Annotated in this window: 13 protein-coding genes; 3 read left to right on the forward strand and 10 right to left on the reverse strand. The window is 75.8% G+C overall.

Annotated features, from left to right (window positions below; genetic code table 11):
* Window positions 1-219: 219 nt before the first annotated feature.
* The 5 genes from ABZ873_RS03505 to ABZ873_RS03525 are packed head-to-tail and all read right to left on the reverse strand — an operon-like array spanning window position 220 to window position 7,535.
* Window positions 220-1,380 carry an acyl-CoA dehydrogenase family protein gene (locus tag ABZ873_RS03505; protein WP_360864444.1) on the reverse strand — a complete coding sequence of 387 codons (1,161 nt, stop codon included), beginning with the start codon at window positions 1,378-1,380 and terminating at the stop codon, window positions 220-222.
* The gene (locus ABZ873_RS03510) at window positions 1,377-3,314 is read right to left on the reverse strand and encodes a biotin carboxylase N-terminal domain-containing protein (RefSeq protein ID WP_360864446.1); all 1,938 of its coding nucleotides are present in this window, start codon (window positions 3,312-3,314) and stop codon (window positions 1,377-1,379) included. The genes ABZ873_RS03505 and ABZ873_RS03510 overlap by 4 nt, the downstream gene beginning before the upstream one ends.
* 8 nt (window positions 3,315-3,322) lie before the next feature.
* Complete coding sequence (locus ABZ873_RS03515; RefSeq protein WP_360864447.1) at window positions 3,323-4,921, reverse strand: carboxyl transferase domain-containing protein; 1,599 nt, start codon at window positions 4,919-4,921, stop codon at window positions 3,323-3,325.
* Window positions 4,918-6,672: an acyclic terpene utilization AtuA family protein gene (locus tag ABZ873_RS03520; protein WP_360864449.1), complete on the reverse strand. Its 1,755-nt coding sequence runs from the start codon at window positions 6,670-6,672 to the stop codon at window positions 4,918-4,920. The genes ABZ873_RS03515 and ABZ873_RS03520 overlap by 4 nt, the downstream gene beginning before the upstream one ends.
* Complete coding sequence (locus ABZ873_RS03525) at window positions 6,669-7,535, reverse strand: TIGR03084 family metal-binding protein (RefSeq protein WP_360864451.1); 867 nt, start codon at window positions 7,533-7,535, stop codon at window positions 6,669-6,671. Before ABZ873_RS03525 ends, ABZ873_RS03520 begins: the two co-directional genes overlap by 4 nt.
* 320 nt (window positions 7,536-7,855) lie before the next feature.
* Here ABZ873_RS03525 and ABZ873_RS03530 point away from each other — a divergent pair, with 320 nt between their 5' ends.
* A complete protein-coding gene (locus tag ABZ873_RS03530) occupies window positions 7,856-9,481 on the forward strand; it encodes an alpha/beta fold hydrolase (RefSeq protein WP_360864453.1) in 1,626 nt (541 codons plus the stop codon).
* A 147-nt stretch (window positions 9,482-9,628) separates the two neighbouring features.
* Here the strand turns inward: ABZ873_RS03530 and ABZ873_RS03535 are convergent, their stop codons facing one another.
* Genes ABZ873_RS03535 through ABZ873_RS03545 form a run of 3 tightly spaced genes read right to left on the reverse strand, consistent with a single transcriptional unit; the run spans window position 9,629 to window position 13,740 of the window.
* The gene (locus ABZ873_RS03535) at window positions 9,629-10,018 is read right to left on the reverse strand and encodes a DUF1801 domain-containing protein (RefSeq protein WP_360864455.1); all 390 of its coding nucleotides are present in this window, start codon (window positions 10,016-10,018) and stop codon (window positions 9,629-9,631) included.
* Window positions 10,018-10,977 carry an EamA family transporter gene (locus tag ABZ873_RS03540; RefSeq protein ID WP_360864457.1) on the reverse strand — a complete coding sequence of 320 codons (960 nt, stop codon included), beginning with the start codon at window positions 10,975-10,977 and terminating at the stop codon, window positions 10,018-10,020. The genes ABZ873_RS03535 and ABZ873_RS03540 overlap by 1 nt, the downstream gene beginning before the upstream one ends.
* Before the next feature lie 60 nt (window positions 10,978-11,037).
* Entirely contained in the window at window positions 11,038-13,740 is a 2,703-nt protein-coding gene (locus ABZ873_RS03545; RefSeq protein WP_360864533.1) for an FAD-binding and (Fe-S)-binding domain-containing protein, read from the reverse strand.
* 181 nt (window positions 13,741-13,921) lie between these two features.
* Between ABZ873_RS03545 and serC the strand changes: the two genes are divergently transcribed.
* Both serC and ABZ873_RS03555 read left to right on the forward strand, forming a co-directional pair.
* A complete protein-coding gene (serC, locus tag ABZ873_RS03550; RefSeq protein WP_360864458.1) occupies window positions 13,922-15,040 on the forward strand; it encodes a phosphoserine transaminase in 1,119 nt (372 codons plus the stop codon).
* Window positions 15,041-15,211: 171 nt separating this feature from the next.
* On the forward strand, window positions 15,212-18,340 hold the full coding sequence (locus tag ABZ873_RS03555) for a molecular chaperone Hsp90 (protein WP_360864460.1): 3,129 nt from the start codon (window positions 15,212-15,214) through the stop codon (window positions 18,338-18,340).
* Here ABZ873_RS03555 and ABZ873_RS03560 read toward each other — a convergent pair.
* Complete coding sequence (locus tag ABZ873_RS03560; protein ID WP_360864461.1) at window positions 18,337-19,128, reverse strand: SGNH/GDSL hydrolase family protein; 792 nt, start codon at window positions 19,126-19,128, stop codon at window positions 18,337-18,339. The genes ABZ873_RS03555 and ABZ873_RS03560 overlap by 4 nt on opposite strands.
* On the reverse strand, window positions 19,115-19,684 hold the full coding sequence (locus tag ABZ873_RS03565) for a PadR family transcriptional regulator (RefSeq protein ID WP_360864462.1): 570 nt from the start codon (window positions 19,682-19,684) through the stop codon (window positions 19,115-19,117). Before ABZ873_RS03565 ends, ABZ873_RS03560 begins: the two co-directional genes overlap by 14 nt.
* Window positions 19,685-19,735 lie beyond the last annotated feature (51 nt).

Consider the following 19,735-nt stretch of genomic DNA (forward strand, 5'->3'; position numbering starts at 1 on the left):
TTGCCGGATCGGGGGATCCCCGGGTGGGCCCGTGGGGGATTCCGCTGAGGGGGGTGGGGACGGGGTGGGGTGTCCCCGCAGGACGAGCGCGCAACCGCCCCGTACGGGACGAACCCCGCCGCACGCGCGAGCCGAGGAGATACCCCACCCCGGCACCGCCCCCCGACCCGTACCGGTCCCGCCGAGCCGCCCGCAGGGCAACCCGCAGGGCAAGCCGCCTCAGTAGGACTTGGGGAGGCCCAGGGTTTGGTGGGAGATGAAGTTCAGGATCATCTCCCGGCTCACCGGGGCTATGCGCGCCACGCGGGACGCGGTGATCAGGGAGGCCAGGCCGTATTCGCGGGTGAGGCCGTTGCCGCCGAGGGTGTGGACCGACTGGTCCACCGCCCGGACGCACGCCTCCGCCGCCGCGTACTTCGCCATGTTCGCCGCCTCGCCCGCGCCCACGTCGTCCCCCGCGTCGTACAGCGCCGCCGCGCGCCCCGTCATCAGGCGGGCCAGTTCCAGCTCGATGTGCGACTGCGCCAGCGGATGCGCGATGGCCTGGTGGGCGCCGATCGGGTCGCGCCAGACCTGGCGGGTCTTCGCGTACTCCACGGCCCGGCCCAGCGCGTGCCGGCCCATGCCGATCGCGAAGGCGGCCGTCATGATGCGCTCCGGGTTGAGGCCCGCGAAGAGCTGGAGGAGCCCCGCGTCCTCGTCCCCCACCAGCGCCGAGGCGGGCAACCGCACCCCGTCCAGCACCAGTTCGAACTGCTTCTCCGCCGCCTGCAGCTCCATGTCGATCACCGACCGCGAGAACCCGGCGGCATCCCTCGGCACGATGAACAGGCACGGCTTGAGCCGCCCCGTCCGGGAGTCCTCCGTGCGGCCCACGATCAGCGTGGCGTCCGCGATGTCCACCCCGGAGATGAAGACCTTGCGGCCCGTCAGGATCCAGTCCTCCCCGTCCCGCCGGGCCGTCGTCGTGATGCGGTGGGAGTTGGAGCCCGCGTCCGGTTCCGTGATGCCGAAGGCCATCGTGCGGCTGCCGTCCGCCAGCCCCGGCAGCCACCCCCGCTTCTGCTCCTCCGTCCCGAAGCGGGAGATCACCGTGCCGCAGATCGCGGGCGAGACGACCATCATCAGCAGCGGGCAGCCCGCCGCGCCCAGTTCCTCCAGGACGATGGCGAGTTCCGCGATGCCGCCGCCCCCGCCCCCGTACTCCTCGGGCAGGTTCACCCCCAGGTAGCCGAGCTTCGCGGCGTCGGCCCACAGCTCGTCGGGGTGGCCGCCCTCGCGGGCGATACGGGAGAGGTAGTCGCGGCCGTAGCGGCCGCCGAGGGCGGCCACCGCCGCGCGCAGTGCCTGGTGCTCTTCGGTCTCGATGACGGGGCTCATGCTGGCGTTTCCTCCTGGACGACGGCGAGCAGGGCGCCGAATTCGACCTGTTGGCCGGTGACGGCGTGGAGCGCGGTGAGCGTGCCGGAGGCCGGGGCGAGGATGCGGTGTTCCATCTTCATGGCCTCCAGCCAGAGCAGCGGCTGCCCGGCGGTGACGCGGGTGCCGGGGCCCAGGCCCTCGGCGACGCGGACGACGGTGCCGGGCATGGGGGCGAGCAGGGAGCCCGGCTCCGTCCGGTCCTGGGGGTCCGGGAAGCGGGGGACGGGGGTGAGGGTGTGGGCGCCGAGCGCGGAGTCCACGTAGACCTCACTGCTGTTCGCATGGTGTTTCACGTGGAACATCCGCCGGATCCCGTCGACTTCGAGCGTGACGAGCTCCGGGGTGGCGGCCAGCACCCGGATGCCGGGGTGGTCGACGAGGCGGGTCCCGCCGGGCTCGTACCGGACCTCGTACTCGGCTCCGCCCGCCCGGTAGCGGCGGATCTGCGGCTGCGAGCGGAGGTTGCGCCAGCCGCCGACGCGCGCGGCGAGGGGCTCGTCCGGGGCGGGCGCGGCCGCGGCGAGGGCGGCGGCGACGGCGGCCGGGGCGGGGTCCGGGCCGCCTTCGGTGAGGGCGGCGAGGTGGCGCTCGTAGAAGCCGGTGTCCGGCCGCGCGGCGGCGAACTCCGGGTGGCGCAGGGAGCGTACGAGGAGCTCGCGGTTGGTGGTGAGCCCGTGGACGCGGGCTCCGGCGAGGGCGTGCGCGAGGACACGGACGGCCTCGGCACGGCTGGGGGCGTGGGCGACGACCTTGGCGAGCAGCGGGTCGTAGTGGACGCCGACGGTGTCCCCGGCGGTGAACCCGGTGTCCACGCGGACCGCGCCGGGCACGTCGAGGGTGTGCAGCACGCCGGTCTGCGGGCGCCAGTCCCGCGCGGGGTCCTCGGCGTACAGCCGGGCCTCGACGGCGTGCCCGGCGGGCTCGGGCGGCTCCGGCGGCAGCGCGGCGCCCTCGGCCACGCGCAGCTGGAGGGCGACGAGGTCCAGGCCGAAGACGGCTTCGGTGACGGGGTGTTCCACCTGGAGCCGGGTGTTCATCTCCAGGAAGTACGGGCGGCCGTCGGCGGTGACGAGGAATTCCACGGTGCCCGCGCCCCGGTAGGAGACGGCGCGGGCGGCCGCGACGGCGGCGGTGTGCAGGCGGGTGCGCAGGCTCTCGGGCAGGCCGGGGGCCGGGGCCTCCTCGATGACCTTCTGGTGGCGGCGCTGGAGGGAGCAGTCGCGGGTGCCGAGGGCCCAGACGGTGCCGTGGGCGTCGGCGAGGATCTGCACCTCCACATGGCGGCCGCGTTCCACGTACGGCTCGGCGAAGACCTCGCCGTCGCCGAAGGCGGAGGCCGCTTCGGCGGAGGCGGCGTGCAGGGCCTCCTTGAGGGCGTCCAGCTCGCGGACCACGCGCATGCCCCGGCCGCCGCCGCCCGCGGCCGCCTTGAGCAGCAGCGGCAGATCGGCCTCGGTGGCGGTGGCCGGGTCGACGGGGTCGAGCAGGGGCACCCCGGCGGCGCGCATCAGCTCCTTGGCCCGGGTCTTGGAGGCCATGGCCTCGATGGCCTCGGGCGGCGGGCCGATCCAGGTCAGGCCGGAGCCGAGCACGGCGCGGGCGAAGCCGGCGTTCTCGGAGAGGAAGCCGTAGCCGGGGTGCACGGCGTCGGCCCCGGCGGCCAGCGCGGCCTTGATGATCAGCTCGCCGCGCAGATAGGTGTCGGCGGGGGCCGCGCCCGGCAGCCGTACGGCGGCGTCGGCATCGCGGACGTGCAGGGCGCCGGCGTCCGGGTCGGAGTGCACGGCGACGGTGGCCAGGCCGAGGGCGCGGGCCGTACGGAGGATCCGCACGGCGATCTCGCCCCGGTTGGCGACGAGCAGGGAGCTGATCGGGGTGGTGTTCTGGGTCATCTGCGGGCTCACATCCGGAAGACGCCGAAGCCGCCACGGGCGCCCTCGACGGGGGCGTGGTGGACGGCCGACAGGCACAGGCCGAGGACGGTACGGGTGTCGCGCGGGTCGATGACGCCGTCGTCGTAGAGCCGCCCGGACAGGAACATCGGCAGGGACTCGGACTCGATCTGCGCCTCCACGAAGGCCCGCATCCCGGCGTCCTGCTCCTCGTCGTACGGCAGCCCCTTCGCGGCGGCGGACTGCCGGGACACGAGGGAGAGCACCCCGGCCAGCTGCTGCGGCCCCATGACGGCGGATTTGGCGCTGGGCCAGGCGAAGAGGAAGCGCGGCTCGTAGGCGCGGCCGCACATGCCGTAGTGGCCGGCGCCGTAGCTCGCGCCGATCAGTACGGAGAGGTGCGGGACGCGGGAGTTGGAGACCGCGTTGATCATCATCGCGCCGTGCTTGATGATGCCGCCCTGCTCGTACTCCTTGCCCACCATGTAGCCGGTGGTGTTGTGCAGGAAGACCAGCGGGATGTCGCGCTGGTTGGCGAGCTGGATGAACTGCGCGGCCTTCTGCGACTCGGCGCTGAACAGCACCCCTTGGGCGTTGGCGAGGATGCCCACCGGGTAGCCGTGCAGGCTGGCCCAGCCGGTGACGAGGCTGGCGCCGTAGAGCGGCTTGAACTCGTCGAAGTCGGAGCCGTCGACGATCCGGGCGATGACCTCGCGGGGGTCGAAGGGGGTCTTGAGGTCGGGCGGGACGATGCCGAGAAGGTCCTCCGGGTCGTGGAGGGGTTCCTGCGCCTGCGGTGGTTCCGCGTACGGCCTGCGGTGGTTCAGCCGGGCCACGACGCGGCGGGCCCGGCGGATCGCGTCGTACTCGTCGAGGGCGTAGTGGTCGGCGAGGCCGGAGGTGCGGGCGTGCATGTCGGCGCCGCCCAGGGACTCGTCGTCGCTCTCCTCGCCGGTGGCCATCTTGACCAGCGGCGGACCGCCGAGGAACACCTTCGAGCGGTCCTTGATCATGATGGTGTGGTCGGACATGCCGGGCACGTACGCGCCTCCGGCGGTGGAGTTGCCGAAGACGACGGCGACGGTCGGGATGCCCTCGGCCGACAGCCGGGTCAGATCGCGGAAGATCGCGCCGCCCGGGATGAAGATCTCCTTCTGGGACGGCAGGTCGGCGCCGCCGGACTCCACCAGGCTGATGACGGGCAGGCGGTTCTGCCGGGCGATCTCGTTGGCCCGCAGCGCCTTCTTGAGGGTCCACGGGTTGCTGGCGCCGCCGCGCACGGTGGGGTCGTTGGCGGTGATCAGGCAGGTGACGCCCTCGACGGTGCCGATGCCGGTGACCATGGAGGCGCCGACGGGATAGTCGCTGCCCCAGGCGGCCAGCGGGGACAGCTCCAGGAAGGGGGTGTCCGGGTCGAGGAGCAGTTCCACGCGCTCCCGGGCCAGCAGCTTGCCGCGGTCGCGGTGCCGGGCCGTGTACTTCTCCCCGCCGCCCGCCAGGGCCTTGGCGTGCTCGGCGCCGAGGGCGTCGAGGCGTTCCAGGGCGGCCGTACGGGCCGAGGCGTACTCGGGGGCGTGCGGGTCGACGGTGGTGCGCAGGCGGGTCATGGGCCGGTCCCCTCCGGGGGCGGGAGCAGGTGGGTCGGGATGTCGAGGTGCCGGGCGCGCAGCCATTCGCCGAGGGCCTTGGCCTGGGGGTCGAAGCGGTGGCCGGAGGCGACCCCGTCGCCGAGGATCCCGGTGACGGTGAAGTTCAGGGCGCGCAGACCGGGCAGGACATGCCGCTCTACGGCGAGCGGGGCGGTCTCGGGCAGCAGCTCGCGGAAGCGGTCGACGGTGAGGGTGCCGCACAGCCAGGCCCAGGCTTCGTCGGCGCGCGCCGTGGCATCGTCCCCGCGTACCCAGACGCCGACGTTGGCGTCCCCGCCCTTGTCCCCGCTCCGGGCCCCGGCCAGCAGGCCGAGGGGGGCGCGGACGGTGGGGCCGTCGGGAACGGCGGGGCCGGTGGGGGCTGCGGCCGTCGGCGGACCGGGCGGTGGGACGACCGGTGACGGGCCCGGGCCCGCCACCGGCCCCGGCGGCGGGATCGGCAGGCGGGTGCCGTCCGGGAGGACCGCCGTGTGCGGGACCTCCGCCGCCGGGACGGTGGTGGCGGTGAAGACCCCGTACGGCTGGGCCGGTCCGGGCGGCGCGGTGACGTGGAAGCCGGGGTAGCTGCCGAGGGCCAGCTCGACCGCGGCCGAGGTCAGCGCCCGGCCCACCCGTTCCGCCGAGGGGTCGCGCACCACCAGCCGCAGCAGCGCGCTCGCCGTCTCCTCGGTGCCGGCGTCGTGGTGGTCGGTCCGGGCCAGGGTCCAGCGGGCGTCGGCGATGCCCTCCAGGACCCCGGCGAGCTGGTCCCGTACGAGCTGGGCCTTGGCCTCGATGTCCAGGCCCGTCAGGACGAAGACCACCTCGTTGCGCCAGCCGCCGAGCCGGGTCACGCCCACCTTGAGCTCCGCGGGCGGCGCCTCGCCCCGTACGCCGCTGACGCGGACCCGGTCGGGGCCCTCCTCGGTGAGCCGTACCGTGTCCAGCCGGGCCGTCACGTCCGGGCCGAGGTAGCGGGCGCCCTGCGTCTCGTACAGCAGCTGGGCGGTGACCGTGCCCGTCGAGACCACCCCGCCCGTCCCGGGGTGCTTGGTGATCACCGCCGAGCCGTCCTCGGAGACCTCCGCCAGCGGGAAGCCGGGGCGGCGCACGTCGTGGGCGGTGAAGAAGGAGTAGTTCCCGCCGGTGGCCTGGGTGCCGCACTCCAGGACATGGCCCGCGACCACCGCCCCCGCGAGCCGGTCGTGGTCCTCGGGCGCCCAGTCGAACCACCAGGCGGCGGGCCCGCTGACCAGCGCGGCGTCCGTGACCCGGCCGGTCACGACCACGTCCGCGCCGGCCCGCAGGCAGGCGGTGATCCCGGCGCCGCCGAGGTAGGCGTTGGCGGTGAGGGCGCCCTCGTGGCGGGCGCTGAGGTCGTCGCCCTCGACGTGGGCCACGGAGACCGGTACGCCGGTCTTCGCGGCCAGCGCCCGTACCGCGTCGGCGAGTCCCGCCGGATGCAGACCGCCCGCGTTGGTGACGATGCGGACGCCGCGCTCGTGCGCGAGGCCGAGCGCTTCCTCCAGCTGGCGCAGGAAGGTCCGGGCGTAGCCGAGGCCGGGGGTTTTCAGGCGGTCGCGGCCGAGGATCAGCATGGTCAGCTCGGCGAGGTAGTCGCCGGTCAGCACGTCGAGGGGGCCGCCGGTGAGCATGTCGCGTACGGCGTCGAAGCGGTCCCCGTAGAAGCCGGAGGCATTGCCGATGCGCAGCGGCCGCCGCTGGCTCATCGCCGCTCCCCCGGCGCGCCGTCCTGCCCCGGCCGCTCCCCCGGCGCGCCGTCCGGCTCCTGCCCCGGCCGCTCCCCCGGCGCGCGTCCCGCGCCCGCCGGGCCGGCGAACGCCTGGGCGATGTCGAGCCAGTGGTCCGCGTCGGGGCCGGTGGCGGTCAGGGCCAGGTCGGCGCGGTGGGCGCGCTGGGTGGCCAGCAGGCAGAAGTCGAGCGCCGGGCCGGTGATCCGCTGCGCGGCGCCGGGCGGGCCGTACGTCCACACCGCCGAGCCGTCGGGGGCGGTCAGCTCCACCCGGAACTCCTCGGCGGGCGCGGGCAGTCCGCGTACGGCATAGGCGTAGTCGCGGGCCCGTACGCCGATCCGCGCCACGTGCCGCAGCCGGGCCGTCGGCGCACGGCGCACCCCGAGGGCGTCCGCGATGTCCTGGCCGTGCGCCCAGGTCTCCATCAGGCGGGCGCTCGCCATCGAGGCGGCCTTCATCGGGGGCCCGTACCAGGGGAACCGGGCCTCGGGCGAGGCGGCGGCGAGCGCGTCGTCGAGGGCGCGGCGGGTGGTGCGCCAGCGGGCGAGCAGGACGGCGGGCTCCAGCGCGGCGCCCTCCTCCGCGCCCGCGTCCACGAAGGTGTCGGGCGCCTTGAGCGCTTCCCCGGCCAGGCGGCCGAAGCCGGCGGCGTCGGTGAGGGAGAGCAGGGAGGCCCGGTCGGTCCAGTGCAGGTGGGCGATCTGGTGGGCGATGCTCCAGCCGGGCGCGGGGGTGGGAAGCGCCCAGTCCGCTTCCTTCGACCCGGCGACGAGGAGGTCGAGTTCGGTGCCTTCCTCGGTGAGATCGGTGAAGACGGCGACGGCGGACGGATCGGGCACGGTTGCGCTCCCCTCTCGGCGTGAGGGGAAGACTGGCAGCACCCGGGAAAACAATCAAGCACGCTTGCATGATTTTCTGAGAAGCCGCCTCCTTCCCGCCAGTCGCACCAAAGCGCCGCCCGCGCACGGAAGTTGACCCCTGGACCGGGAGGCCGCAGCTCCCGGGCGCGCCCCCCGCCGTCCCGCCCGGGGGCGATTCAGGCCGTACGCCGGAAAGCGGCGGAACCGTCACCGGATGTCCCGTCGATACTGAACCCTCCGCTCCGCCCCCGGAACGGTCGCACCACGTCCGCGCCACTCGACTCCGAGGAGGAACCGGCGTGACCCCGGCCGCCCGCACCACCCCCGTCTCCCTCTATCCCGAACTCGACGCGACCGCCCTCGGCGCCTTCGTCACCGCCCTGGAGTGCGGCGACGTCACCGGCCTCGCCCCCGCCCGCGCCGCCGAGGCCGCCCGGATGCGCGGCGTCGCCGTCTTCACCCGCGGCAAGGTCACCGGCGCCGAGGGGAAGCTCCTCGACGCCGCGCTGTGGCGGCACACCGGGGCCGGGCCCCGCCCTGCGGTGGTCATGCCCGCGCCGTGGAGCGGCCTGGGCTGGCTGGCGTACGCCGTCCAGGCCACCCTGTTCGCTGCCCGCGGCTACGACGTCCTCGCCTACTCCGCCCGCGGGTTCGCCGGCTCCGAGGGCCAGGCCGACATGGCGGGACCGCTCGACGTCGCGGACGGCCGCCGCGCCCTGGACCACCTGCTCGCGCGCGCCGCCGGCCCGGTGACGCGGATCGGCTTCCTCGGGACCTCGTACGGCTCGGGCATCGCCCAGCTGGTCGCCGCGCACGACACCCGCGTCGACGCCGTCGTCGCGCTGAGCACCTGGGGTGACCTGGGAGAAGTCCTGTACGAGAACTCCACCCGCCGCACCGCCGCCGTACGGGCCCTGCTCGGCACGGCCGCCAAGGCGCGGCTGAGCCCGCAGACGCGCAGCGTTCTCGCGGCGGTCCTGGCGGGCGAGGACCTGCGGGGCACGGAGCGCTGGGCGGAGGTCCGCTCGCCGTTCACCCACATCAAGGAGCTCAACCGCCGCCGGCTGCCGGTGTACTTCGCGCACGCCTGGCACGAAACGCTCTTCCCGCCGAACCAGACGCTGCGGATGTTCGACGAACTGACCGGCCCCAAGCGGCTCGCGCTCTCCGTCGGGGACCACGCGGGGCCCGAGGCGCCGGGCCTCCTCGGCCTGCCGAACCGGATCTGGACCGACGCCCACCGCTGGTTCGACCACCACCTCAAGGGCGAGGACGACGGCATCGGCTCCGAGGGCCAGGTGCTCGCCGAGGTCATGTGGAGCACCGCCCTCGAACCCCGCCCCACCTGGGCCGCCATGACCGGGCAGGTGCGGCGGCTGTACCTGGCGGACGGGGGCGAGCTCACCGACGCCCCGCGGGCGGGCTGGACCTCCACCGTGCTCTGCGGGCTGGACACCCCGGCGACGGTCGCGGACACGGTCGTCGCCTCCGGCTACGCGGAGCTCGCGGGCCGCCCGAGGACCTACCCGCTGGACGCCCTCGACCGCACGGTCACGGCCGTCTGGTCCGCCGGACCGGCCGCGGAGACCGTCCGCCTGCGCGGCACCCCCCGGCTACGCGTCACGTACCGCGCGGCCGACCCGTGCTCCGGCTTCGTCGCGTACCTCCTGGACACGGCCCCCGACGGCACGGCCCGCCTGATCACGCACGCCCCGTTCACGGCCCCCGCCTCCCCGCCGGACAGCCTGATCAGCGCGGACATCGACCTCCATGCCACGGCCTACGACCTCCCGGCCACCCACCGCCTCACCCTGGTGATCACCGCCGAGGACCCCTTCTACGCCCCCCAGAACCACCCCCGCTCCACCCTCTCCCTCACCTCCCCGGAACCGACCCCGTCATACGTGGACATCCCACTGGGCTGAGACCCACCGCGCCCGGTCACCCCGCCACGACCGACAGGAGGACGTCCACGTGCGCCGGCCCGCACTGGCGGACCACGTTCGCGCGCCCGCCCCGTCGGCACCGCGACGTACCCGCCCGTCGCCAGGAACGCGAGCCTCCGGCCGTCCCTACTGGCTGCCCCCGGGCGCCCCGGGCGCCCCGGGCGCCCCGGGCGGCTGGGACGTGGCGTGGATCAGGTCGCGGACGAGGTCGAAGTCCACCGTGTCCGGGCGGCGGAAGCGGAGGCAGGACTTGCCCATGTCGTGGGGCTCCAGGCGGGCCGCGAACGCCTCGCGGACGTCCGGGCGCAGGACGTAGACCGAGATGTACTGCTTCTGGTTCGCCCAGGCGATCTCCGCCTCCGCCTCCGTGCCGCCCGGCCGGACGTACACCGGCATGCCGTACGCGATCCGCTCCTCGAAGTCCGGGAGTTCCGCCCGGCACAGGTCGCGCAGCCGGGTGAGGGCCGCGCGGCGGGGTTCGGGGGCGGCCTCCACGTAGGCGGCGACGGGGTCCATCAGGCGGCCTTCTTTCCGATCTGCGAGCGGACCGCGCCCATGCTGGCCGCGATGACGAGGGCGATGGCGAGGGCGTCCAGCGCGGACATCGCCTGGTTCAGGACGAGGAAGCCCGCGGTGGCGGCGATGGCCGGCTCCAGGCTCATCAGGACGGCGAAGGTCGGGGCCGGCATGCGCCGCAGCGCGAGCAGTTCGAGCGTGTACGGCAGTACGGAGGACAGTACGGCCACGCCCAGCCCCAGCGCGAGCGTGCTCGGCACGAGCAGGTCCGAGCCCGCTTCGACGATGCCCAGCGGCAGCGACAGCACCGCCGCCGCGGCCATGGCCAGGGCCAGCCCGTCCGCCTGCGGGAAGCGGCGGCCGGTACGGGCGCTGAACACGATGTACGCCGCCCACATCGCGCCCGCCCCGAGCGCGAAGGCGGCACCCAGCGGGTCGAGGGAGCCGAAGCCCAGCCCGCCCCCGCCGTGCCCGGACAGCAGGACGACACCGCCGAGGGCGAGCCCGGCCCACAGGAGGTTCACCAGCCGCCGCGAGACGATCACCGAGAGGGCGAGCGGGCCCAGCACCTCCAGGGTGACGGCCGGGCCGAGCGGGATCCGGTCGATGGCCTGGTAGAAGAGGCCGTTCATCCCGGCCATGGCGACGCCGAAGGCGACCACGGTCCCCCAGTCGGAACGGCTGTAGCCGCGCACCTTCGGCCGGCACAGGAGCAGCAGCACGAGCGCGGCGGCCGCGAGGCGCAGGGTGACCACGCCCGCCGCACCCGCCCTCGGCATGATCATGACCGCGAGGGCGGCGCCGAACTGCACCGAGATCCCGGCCGAGATCACCAGCGCGACCGGCCCGAGCCGGGCCCGCGCCCCCTCGGCGGGAGGGGCCGCGGCGGCGGGGGCAGCGGACGTCGGGGACGGCGCGGGGGTATTCGGGGACGCGTTCGGGGCGGTGGGGACGGGCATTTCTCCAGATTACGGGTTCGTAAGGAGTGATGCCACGGCTGTCGCCTTACACACCGCCCGCTACGACGGCCCGCCCTCCCCCGGCCCCCGCCGCGGCTCATCCCCCGGCCCCGCCGCCCCCAGCCCCTCCGCCAGCAGTTCCGCCAGGTGGCGCCCCCGCCCCCCGCCCAGCTGCGCGATCTGCGTGCGGCAGGAGAAGCCGTCCGCCTGGACGAGGGTGCCCTCCGGGGCCGCCCGCAGCGCGGGCAGCAGCTGTTCCTCCGCGCAGGCCACCGATACCGCGTGATGGCCCGGCTCGAAGCCGAAGTTCCCCGCGAGCCCGCAGCAGCCCCCGCTGAGCTCGCCCACGAGCCCGGCCCGCTCGCGCAGCCGCCGGTCCGCCGCGTCGCCGAGCACCGCGTGCTGGTGGCAGTGGGTCTGCCCGGCCACCGGCCGGTCCAGGCGCGGCGGCGTCCAGTGCGGGGCGCACTCCTCCAGGGTCTCCGCGACGGTACGCACCGCCCCCGCGAGCCGCGCCGCCCGCGGATCCCCGGGCAGCAGCGCGGGAAGGTCCCCGCGCAGGGCCGCGGCGCAGCTCGGCTCCAGCACGGTGACCGTCCCCGGGTGCCCCTCCACCGCGTCCAGCGTCCGCCGCAGCACCGCCCGCGCCCGGTCCAGCCGCCCCGTCGAGAGATACGTCAGCCCGCAGCACACCGGCCCGGCGGGCACGACCGCCCGCAGCCCCGCGTCCTCCAGCACCGCCACCGCCGCCCGGCCCACCTCCGGCGCCAGGTACTGCGTGAACGTATCGGGCCACAGCAGCACAGCCGCCCCGCCCCGGCCGGCCCCGCCCCGGCCGGCCCGCCGCTCCCACCACCGCGTGAACGGCTCGGAGGCCAGCGGCGGCAGCGCCCGCTCCCGCGTCAGACCCGGTACGGGCACCAGCCGCCCCGCGGCGTTCACCGCGCGGGCCGCCCGCAGCCGGGCGATGAGCCGCAGCCACGCCGGCAGCCCGCCGAGCGTGTAGTGGGCCAGGGGCCGGATCCGCCCGGCCCAGTGGCGGTGCAGGAACTCGGACTTGTACGCGGCCATGTCCACGCCCACCGGGCAGTCGCTGAGGCAGCCCTTGCAGCCGAGGCACAGGTCCAGCGCCTCGGCGACCTCCGGCGAGCGCCAGCCTCCGGTGATCACCTCGCCCGCCAGCATCTCGTGCAGCAGCCGCGCCCGCCCGCGTGTGGAGTGCCGTTCCTCCCCGGTGACCCGGTACGAGGGGCACATCACCCCCGCCCCGCCGTCCGCCCCGCCCGCACCACCCGCCGTACGGCACTTCGCCACGCCCACGCACCGGGCCACCTCCCCCGCCAGCGGCACCCCGGGCAGCACCGCGAAGCGCAGGTTCTCGTCCAGCCGCGCCGGCCGCACCAGCATCCCCGGGTTCATGCCGCCCGCCGGGTCCCACAGGTCCTTGTACGCGCCGAACAGCCGGATGACCTCCGGCCCGTACATGCGCGGCAGCAGCTCCGCCCGCGCCTGCCCGTCCCCGTGCTCGCCCGACAGCGAGCCGCCGTGCCCGACGACGAGATCGGCGAGGTCGGAGGAGAAGGCCCGGTAGCGGGCCACCCCGGCGGGGGACGCCAGGTCGAAGTCGATCCGTACGTGGACACAGCCCTCGCCGAAGTGCCCGTACGGGGTCCCCCGCAGCCCGTGCGCCGCCAGCAGCTCCCGGAACGCGCGCAGGTATGCCCCCAGCCGGGCCGGCGGTACCGCGCAGTCCTCCCATCCCGGCCAGGCCATGGTCCCGTCGGGCATGCGCGTGGCGGTGCCGGCGGCGTCCTCGCGGATCCGCCACAGGGCCCGCCGCGCGGCCGGGTCGGTGACCACGAGGGCGTCGAGCGCGTCCGCGTCCCGGACCAGCGAGCGGGCGCCGCCCTCGTCCGGCATCTCCGCGAACAGCCAGGCCCGCCCGCGCGGCAGACCGGCCCCCGCTCCCCGCACCAGGTCCTCGGCCATGCCCTCCACCGTCAGCGGCCCGTGCCCGAGCAGCCCGGCGGCGGCGTCCGCGGCCGCGCTCTCGTCGGCGTACCCGAGCACCGCGAGGGCGGGCGCGCGCGGCAGTTCCACCAGGCGCACCACGGCCTCGGTGACCACGCCGAGGGTGCCTTCGCTCCCGCAGAAGGCGCGGGCCACCTGGACGCCCCGCTCGGGCAGCAGCGCGTCCAGGCCGCCGTAGCCGGAGATACGGCGGGAGAAGCCGCCCGCCAGGCCGGTGCGCAGGGTGGCGAGGTGGCTGTCGACGAGCCGGCGCAGGCCCTCGGGGGCCCCGGCCCAGCCGGTGCCGATCCGGTGGGCGGAGCCGCCGTACGCGGTGACGGACAGCTCGGTGACGTTGTCGGCGGTGGTGCCCCAGGCGACGGAGTGGGCGCCGCAGGCGTTGTTGCCGATCATGCCGCCGAGGGTGCAGCGGGAGTGGGTGGAGGGGTCGGGGCCGAAGGTCAGCCCGTGCGGGCGGGCGGCGGCCCGCAGCCGGTCGAGGACCAGGCCGGGCTGGACGACGGCGGTGCGCGCGGCCGGGTCGAGGGCGACGAGGGCGTTCATGTGCCGGGTGAGGTCGAGGACGATCCCGGTGCCGGTGGCCTGTCCGGCGATGGAGGTGCCGCCGCCGCGCGGGACGACGGGGACCCCGGCGCCGGCGCAGACGCGCAGGGCGGCGGCCACGTCCTCGGCGTCGCGCGGGGTGACGACGCCCACGGGCACCCGGCGGTAGTTGGAGGCGTCCATCGTCATGAGGGCGCGGGCCGCCGCGCCGAAATCCACCTCCCCGCGCAGTTCCGCCCGTAGTGTCCGCTCAAGATCGCGTGTGCTGTCCCCGGTCGCCGTCACACCGGCCAGCCTCGCACCGGGACGGACCGTCTCACCGGGTGGACGCGCGTCCGGAGCGCGGAGCGGGAACCGATACGCTCCGCTCGTGGCTGAGATCCAGATTCCCGCTGACATCAAGCCCGCCGACGGACGCTTCGGCGCGGGCCCCTCCAAGGTGCGGACCGAGGCGCTGGACGCCCTCGCCGCCACCGGTACCTCCCTGCTCGGCACCTCCCACCGCCAGGCCCCGGTCAAGAACCTGGTCGGATCGGTGCGCCAGGGCCTCCGGGACCTCTTCTCCCTCCCCGACGGGTACGAGGTGATCCTGGGCAACGGCGGCTCCACCGCCTTCTGGGACATCGCGACCGCCGGTCTGATCGAGCGGAAGTCCCAGCACCTGACCTTCGGCGAGTTCTCGTCCAAGTTCGCCAATGCCGCGAAGCTCGCGCCGTGGCTGGACGAGCCGTCCGTGATCTCCTCCGAGCCGGGCACGCACCCCGAGCCGGTGGCCGAGGCGGGCGTGGACGTGTACGCGTACACCCACAACGAGACCTCGACGGGTGTCGCGGCGCCCATCCGGCGGGTCGCGGGCGCGGACGCCGGGTCCCTCGTTCTGGTGGACGCGACCTCGGGTGCCGGCGGTCTGCCGGTGGACATCACCGAGACGGACGTCTACTACTTCGCCCCGCAGAAGTCCTTCGCCTCCGACGGCGGTCTGTGGCTGGCGGCGTTCTCCCCGGCGGCCCTGGAGCGCGCGGCCCGCGTGCACGCCTCCGGCCGGCACATCCCGGAGTTCTTCTCGCTGCCGACGGCGATCGACAACTCGCTGAAGAACCAGACGTACAACACCCCGGCGCTGGCCACCCTGTTCCTGCTGGACCAGCAGCTGGAGTGGATGAACGGCCAGGGCGGCCTGGAGTTCACCACGGGGCGTACGGCGGCCAGCGCGCGCCACCTGTACGGCTGGGCGGAGGCGTCGAAGTACGCCAACCCCTTCGTCCAGGACGCGGACAAGCGCTCCTCGGTCATCGGCACGATCGACTTCTCGGACGACATCGACGCGGCGGCCGTCGCCAAGGTGCTGCGCGCCAACGGCATCGTGGACACCGAGCCCTACCGCAAGCTGGGCCGCAACCAGCTGCGTGTCGCGATGTTCCCGGCGGTCGACCCGGCGGACGTGCAGGCCCTGACGGCCTGCGTCGACTACGTGATCGAGAAGCTGTAGCGGCCGGAGCACCCCGGCAGCACCCGGCAGCACCCGGTACGAAGCCCCGCGCGGCCCCCGGTGACCTTCCGTCACCGGGGGCTTCGCCGTGTTCGCGCACCTCACGGCCGAGGCGCGGCCCGGCACGCGATACCTTCTGGAGTTCCGGCGGCGAATTGTGGAGGCAGCGGCGTGAGCGTGCGAGTGACGGCGGCCCAGAGCGGTGTGGACCCCTTCGGCACGGCCCGGCTGCGGCGCGGGGTGCTGGACGCCTGGGGCGCCGGGCCGGCCCGGTTCCGCGAGGACGCCAACGCCGAGGAGGACCTGGCGCTCGGCGGCTACCGGGACCGCCTCGTGGTGGAGCTGGCGCAGAACGCCGCCGACGCGGCGGCCCGCGCCGGGGTCCCGGGCCGGCTGCGGCTGACCCTGCACGAGAACGGCGACGGCCCCGCGCTGCTGGCCGTCGCCAACACCGGTGCCCCGCTGGACGCGACGGGCGTGGAGTCGCTGAGCACGCTGCGCGCCTCCGCCAAGCGCGAGCCCGCCGGGGACAGCGTCGGCCGCTTCGGCGTCGGCTTCGCCGCCGTCCTCGCCGTCTGCGACGAGCCGGCCGTGCTGGGCCGCCACGGCGGGGTGCGCTGGTCCCTGGCCGAGGCCCGCGAGCTGGCCCGGGAGGCCGCCGTCGGCAGCCCCGGCCTCGGCGACGAACTCCGCCGCCGCGACGGGCACGTCCCCCTGCTGCGCCTGCCGCTGCCCGCCGAGGGCACCGCCCCCGAGGGCTACGACACCGTGGTGGTGCTGCCGCTGCGCGACGCCGCCGCCGAGGACCTGGTGGCGCGGCTGCTGGCCGGCATCGACGACGCGCTGCTGCTGACCCTGCCCGGCCTGTGCGAGATCGTCGTGGAGACCCGGAACGGCGCGCGCCGGCTGGACCGCCGCGACGAGGGCCCGTACACGGTGGTCGAGGACACCGCCGCCGACGGTACGCGCGTCAACCGCTGGCGCACCGTCCGCCACGGCGGCCCCCTGGACAAGGCCCTGCTCGCGGGCCGGCCCGTGGAGGAACGGCTGCGGCCCGCCTGGGCGGTGTCCTGGGCGGTGCCCGTCGACCCCGACGGCGCCCCGCTGCGCCCGGCCACCGCCGCCGTGGTGCACGCGCCGACCCCCACCGACGAGCCGCTGGGCATCCCCGCCCTGCTCATCGCGACGCTGCCGCTGGACACCACCCGCCGGCATCCCGCGCCGGGGCCGCTGCTGGACTTCCTCGTGGAGCGCGCGGCCGACGCGTACGCCGAACTCCTGGGCGCCTGGGACCCGGTGGGCCCGGAGCTGGTGGACCTGGTGCCCGGCCCGCTGGGCAAGGGCGAGCTGGACGGGGCCCTGCGCGCCGCCGTGCTGCGCCGCCTGCCCCGTACGGCCTTCCTCGCGCCCGCCGCCCCGCCCGAGCACGCCGAGGAGCGCGCCGCGCTGCGCCCCTTCGAGGCCGAGGTGGTGGAGGGCGCGGGCGCCGAGACCGTACGCGTCCTGGCCGAGGTGCTGCCGACCCTGCTGCCCGCCGGGCTGGAGCGCCGCGCCGAGCTGCGCACGCTGGGCGTGGGCCGGCTGCCGCTGGGCGACGCCATCGAGCGGATCGCGGGCATCGAGCGCACCCCGGAGTGGTGGCACCGGCTCTACGACAGCCTCGCCGGGGTGGACCCCGACCGGCTGTCCGGGCTGCCCGTGCCGCTCGCCGACGGCCGGACGACGATCGGCCCGCGCCATGTGCTGCTGCCGTACGAGGACACGCCCGCCGGACTGGCGCGCCTCGGGCTCAAGGTGGCCCACCCGGAGGCCGCGCACCCGCTGCTGGAGAAGCTGGGCGCGCTCCCGGCCACGGCCCGCGCGGTGCTGACGACCCCGCAGGTGCGGGCCGCGGTGGCCGCCTCGCTGGACGCCGGGGAGATCTGGGACGAGGACGCGGACACCCTGGACGCCGAGGAGCTGGCCGAGGTGGTGCTGGGCCTGGTCCGTGACGCGGAGCTGGCCCCGGGCGACGAGCCCTGGCTGGGCGCGCTGGCCCTCCCCGACGAGGACGGCGAGCCGGCCCCGGCGGGCGAACTGCTGCTGCCGGGCTCGCCGCTGGCGTCGGTGATCCGCGAGGACGAGGTCCCGTACGTGGACGCCGAGCTGGCCGAGCGGTGGGGCGCGGGCCCGCTGACCGCCTGCGGGGTGCTGGCCACCTTCCAGCTGGTGCGCGCGGCGGACGTGGTGCTCGACCCGGACGAACTGGAGCCGCGCGACGGGGACTTCGCCGAGCCGGACGACGCGGGGCTGCTGGACGCGGTCGACGTGTGGTGCGAGGACCTGCTCGACCAGCTGCCGGAGCTGCCCGTGCCGCCGGTCGCCACCGAGCTGGTCGCCGTACGCGATCTGGACCTGGTCGACGACGACTGCTGGCCGCAGGCCCTCGCCATGCTCGCGCGGCCGCCGCTGCGCGACGCGCTGACCCAGCCGGTGCGGGTCCTGCTGCCGGACGGCACCACGCGGTCGGTGCGCCCGTACACGGCGTGGTGGCTGCGCGACCACCCGGTGCTCGACGGGCGCCGCCCGGCGGGGCTCCGGGCGGCGGGCGGCGATCCGCTGCTGGCGGGGCTGTACACCTCGGCGGACGCCACGGGCTTCGAGGACGAGCAGGTGCTGCGCGCCCTGGGCGTACGGACCTCCGTACCGGCCCTGCTGGACGAGCCGGGCGGAGCCGCGGAGCTGCTGGGGCGGCTCGCGGACCCGGAGCGGGAGGTGACGGACCGGCAGCTGTACGGCCTGTACGGCGCCCTGGCCGATCTCGACCCCGAGCAGGTGACCCTGCCGGAGGAGCTGCGCGCGGTGGTGGACGGCGAGGTGGTCGTGGTGGACGCCGCCGAGGCGGTGATCGCGGACGCCCCGGACCTGCTGCCGCTGGCGGCGGGCCTGCCGCTGCTGCCGGTGACCCCCTCGCGGGCGGCGGACCTCGCGGAACTGCTCCAGGTCCGGCGGCTGTCGGAGACGGTGCCCGCGGAGGTGACCACGCCGGGTGAGGTGCACGAGGTACCGGACGCGGTACGGGTGCTGCTGGGCCCGGCCACCCCGGCGACGTACGTGGAGCACGAGGAGCTGGTCGCGGGCGGGGTGGAGCTGGACTGGCGGCGCACCCCGGACGGCACCCTGCACGCCTCCACGCTGGAGGGTGTCGCGGCGGGCCTGGCCTGGTCGGCGGGCCAGTGGCCGCGCCGCTTCGAGGTGGCGGCCCTGCTGGAGGACCCCTCCCGCACGGCGGAACTGGCCCGCGACCGCTGGTTCGACTAGGACAGCTCCCCGGCGGCCGCCAGCGGCAGCAGGTCGGGGCGCTTGGCGGTGCGGCCGTCGCCCGAGGAGCGGCCGCGCAGCCGGCGGCCCAGCCAGGGGCCGAGGAAGGCGGTCGCCCAGCGCAGTTCGGCCGCGGCGGCCGAGCGGCGCGCGGCGGCCGGGGGCGGGGGCAGCGGGTGGGACCAGGTGTCGTCGCTGCCGGGCAGGCCGACGGCGTGCGCGAGGGCGGCGGCGATGCGCTCGTGCCCGAGGGCGCTGGCGTGCAGCCGGTCGGCGGTCCACATCCGCGGGTCGGCCACCGCCTCGGGGAGGGCGGTCTCGGCGACGGTGACCCCGTGCCGGGCGGCCGCGGCCCGTACGAGCGCGTTGAGCGCGGTCAGCCGGGGGGCGAGGGGCCGGGCGAGCGGGGCGATCCTGCCGAGGTCGGGGAAGGTCACCGTGGCCACATGGGTCCCGGCGGCGGTGAGCGCGGCGAACATCGCCTCCAGGTGCCCGGCGGTCTCCGCCGCGTCGAAGCGGGGCCGCAGCACGTCGTTGACACCCGCGACGACGGTGGCGATGTCGGGGCGCAGCGCCAGCGCGGGCCCGAGCTGCTGCGCGCGGACCTGCCCGGCGAGCCGGCCGCGGACGGCGAGGTTGGCGTACAGCAGCCCGGGGCGGGCGGCCTCCAGGTGTGCGGCGAACCGGTCGGCGAAGCCGCGCAGCCCGAGGAGGTCGTCCCCGTCGCCCAGCCCCTCGGTCTGGCTGTCGCCGAGGGCGACGTAGCGCTGGTACTCAGTCTTCGGCACGGGCGGTCGGCCTCTCTCGCAGGACGGCGGCGCTGCGGCGGCACCAGTCGCGGTGGCCCTCCTCGAAGGCGATGCCGCGCAGCCCGGTCAGGTAGCCGCCGATGGCCTCGCCGCGGCGGAGGAACTCCTCCTCGCCGAGGTCGCCGCGCATCTTGCGCAGGACCCGGTGGAGGAGGTCGATCTTGGCGTCGGCGGCGGCGGCCCGTTCCTCCAGCTGGGCGATGACGGGCGCGGCGCCGATCCGGTCGGCGGTCTGGACCTTGACGAGGAGGTCGTCGCGGATGACGGAGGGCTTGGCGGCGGCCGTCGCGAACTCCGCCAGCGCGGTGCGGCCGGAGTCCGTGACCCGGAACAGGCGCTTGTTGGGACGGGCCTCCTGCACCACCTGGCGGCCGGAGACGAGCCCTTCCTTCTCCAGCCGGGTCAGCTCGGTGTAGAGCTGCTGGGGGGAGGCGTGCCAGAAGTTGCCGACACCGATGTCGAAGGACTTGGCCAGCTCGTAGCCGCTGTACTCCCCGTCCAGCAGCGCCGCCAGTACGGCATGTCTCAGGGCCATCGCGGCCGCCCCTTCCCTTTTCCTCGTACGCCCCGGCATCATACTCACGAA

This window comes from Streptomyces sp. NPDC047014 (assembly GCF_040644195.1).
In the GTDB taxonomy this organism is placed as follows: domain Bacteria; phylum Actinomycetota; class Actinomycetes; order Streptomycetales; family Streptomycetaceae; genus Streptomyces.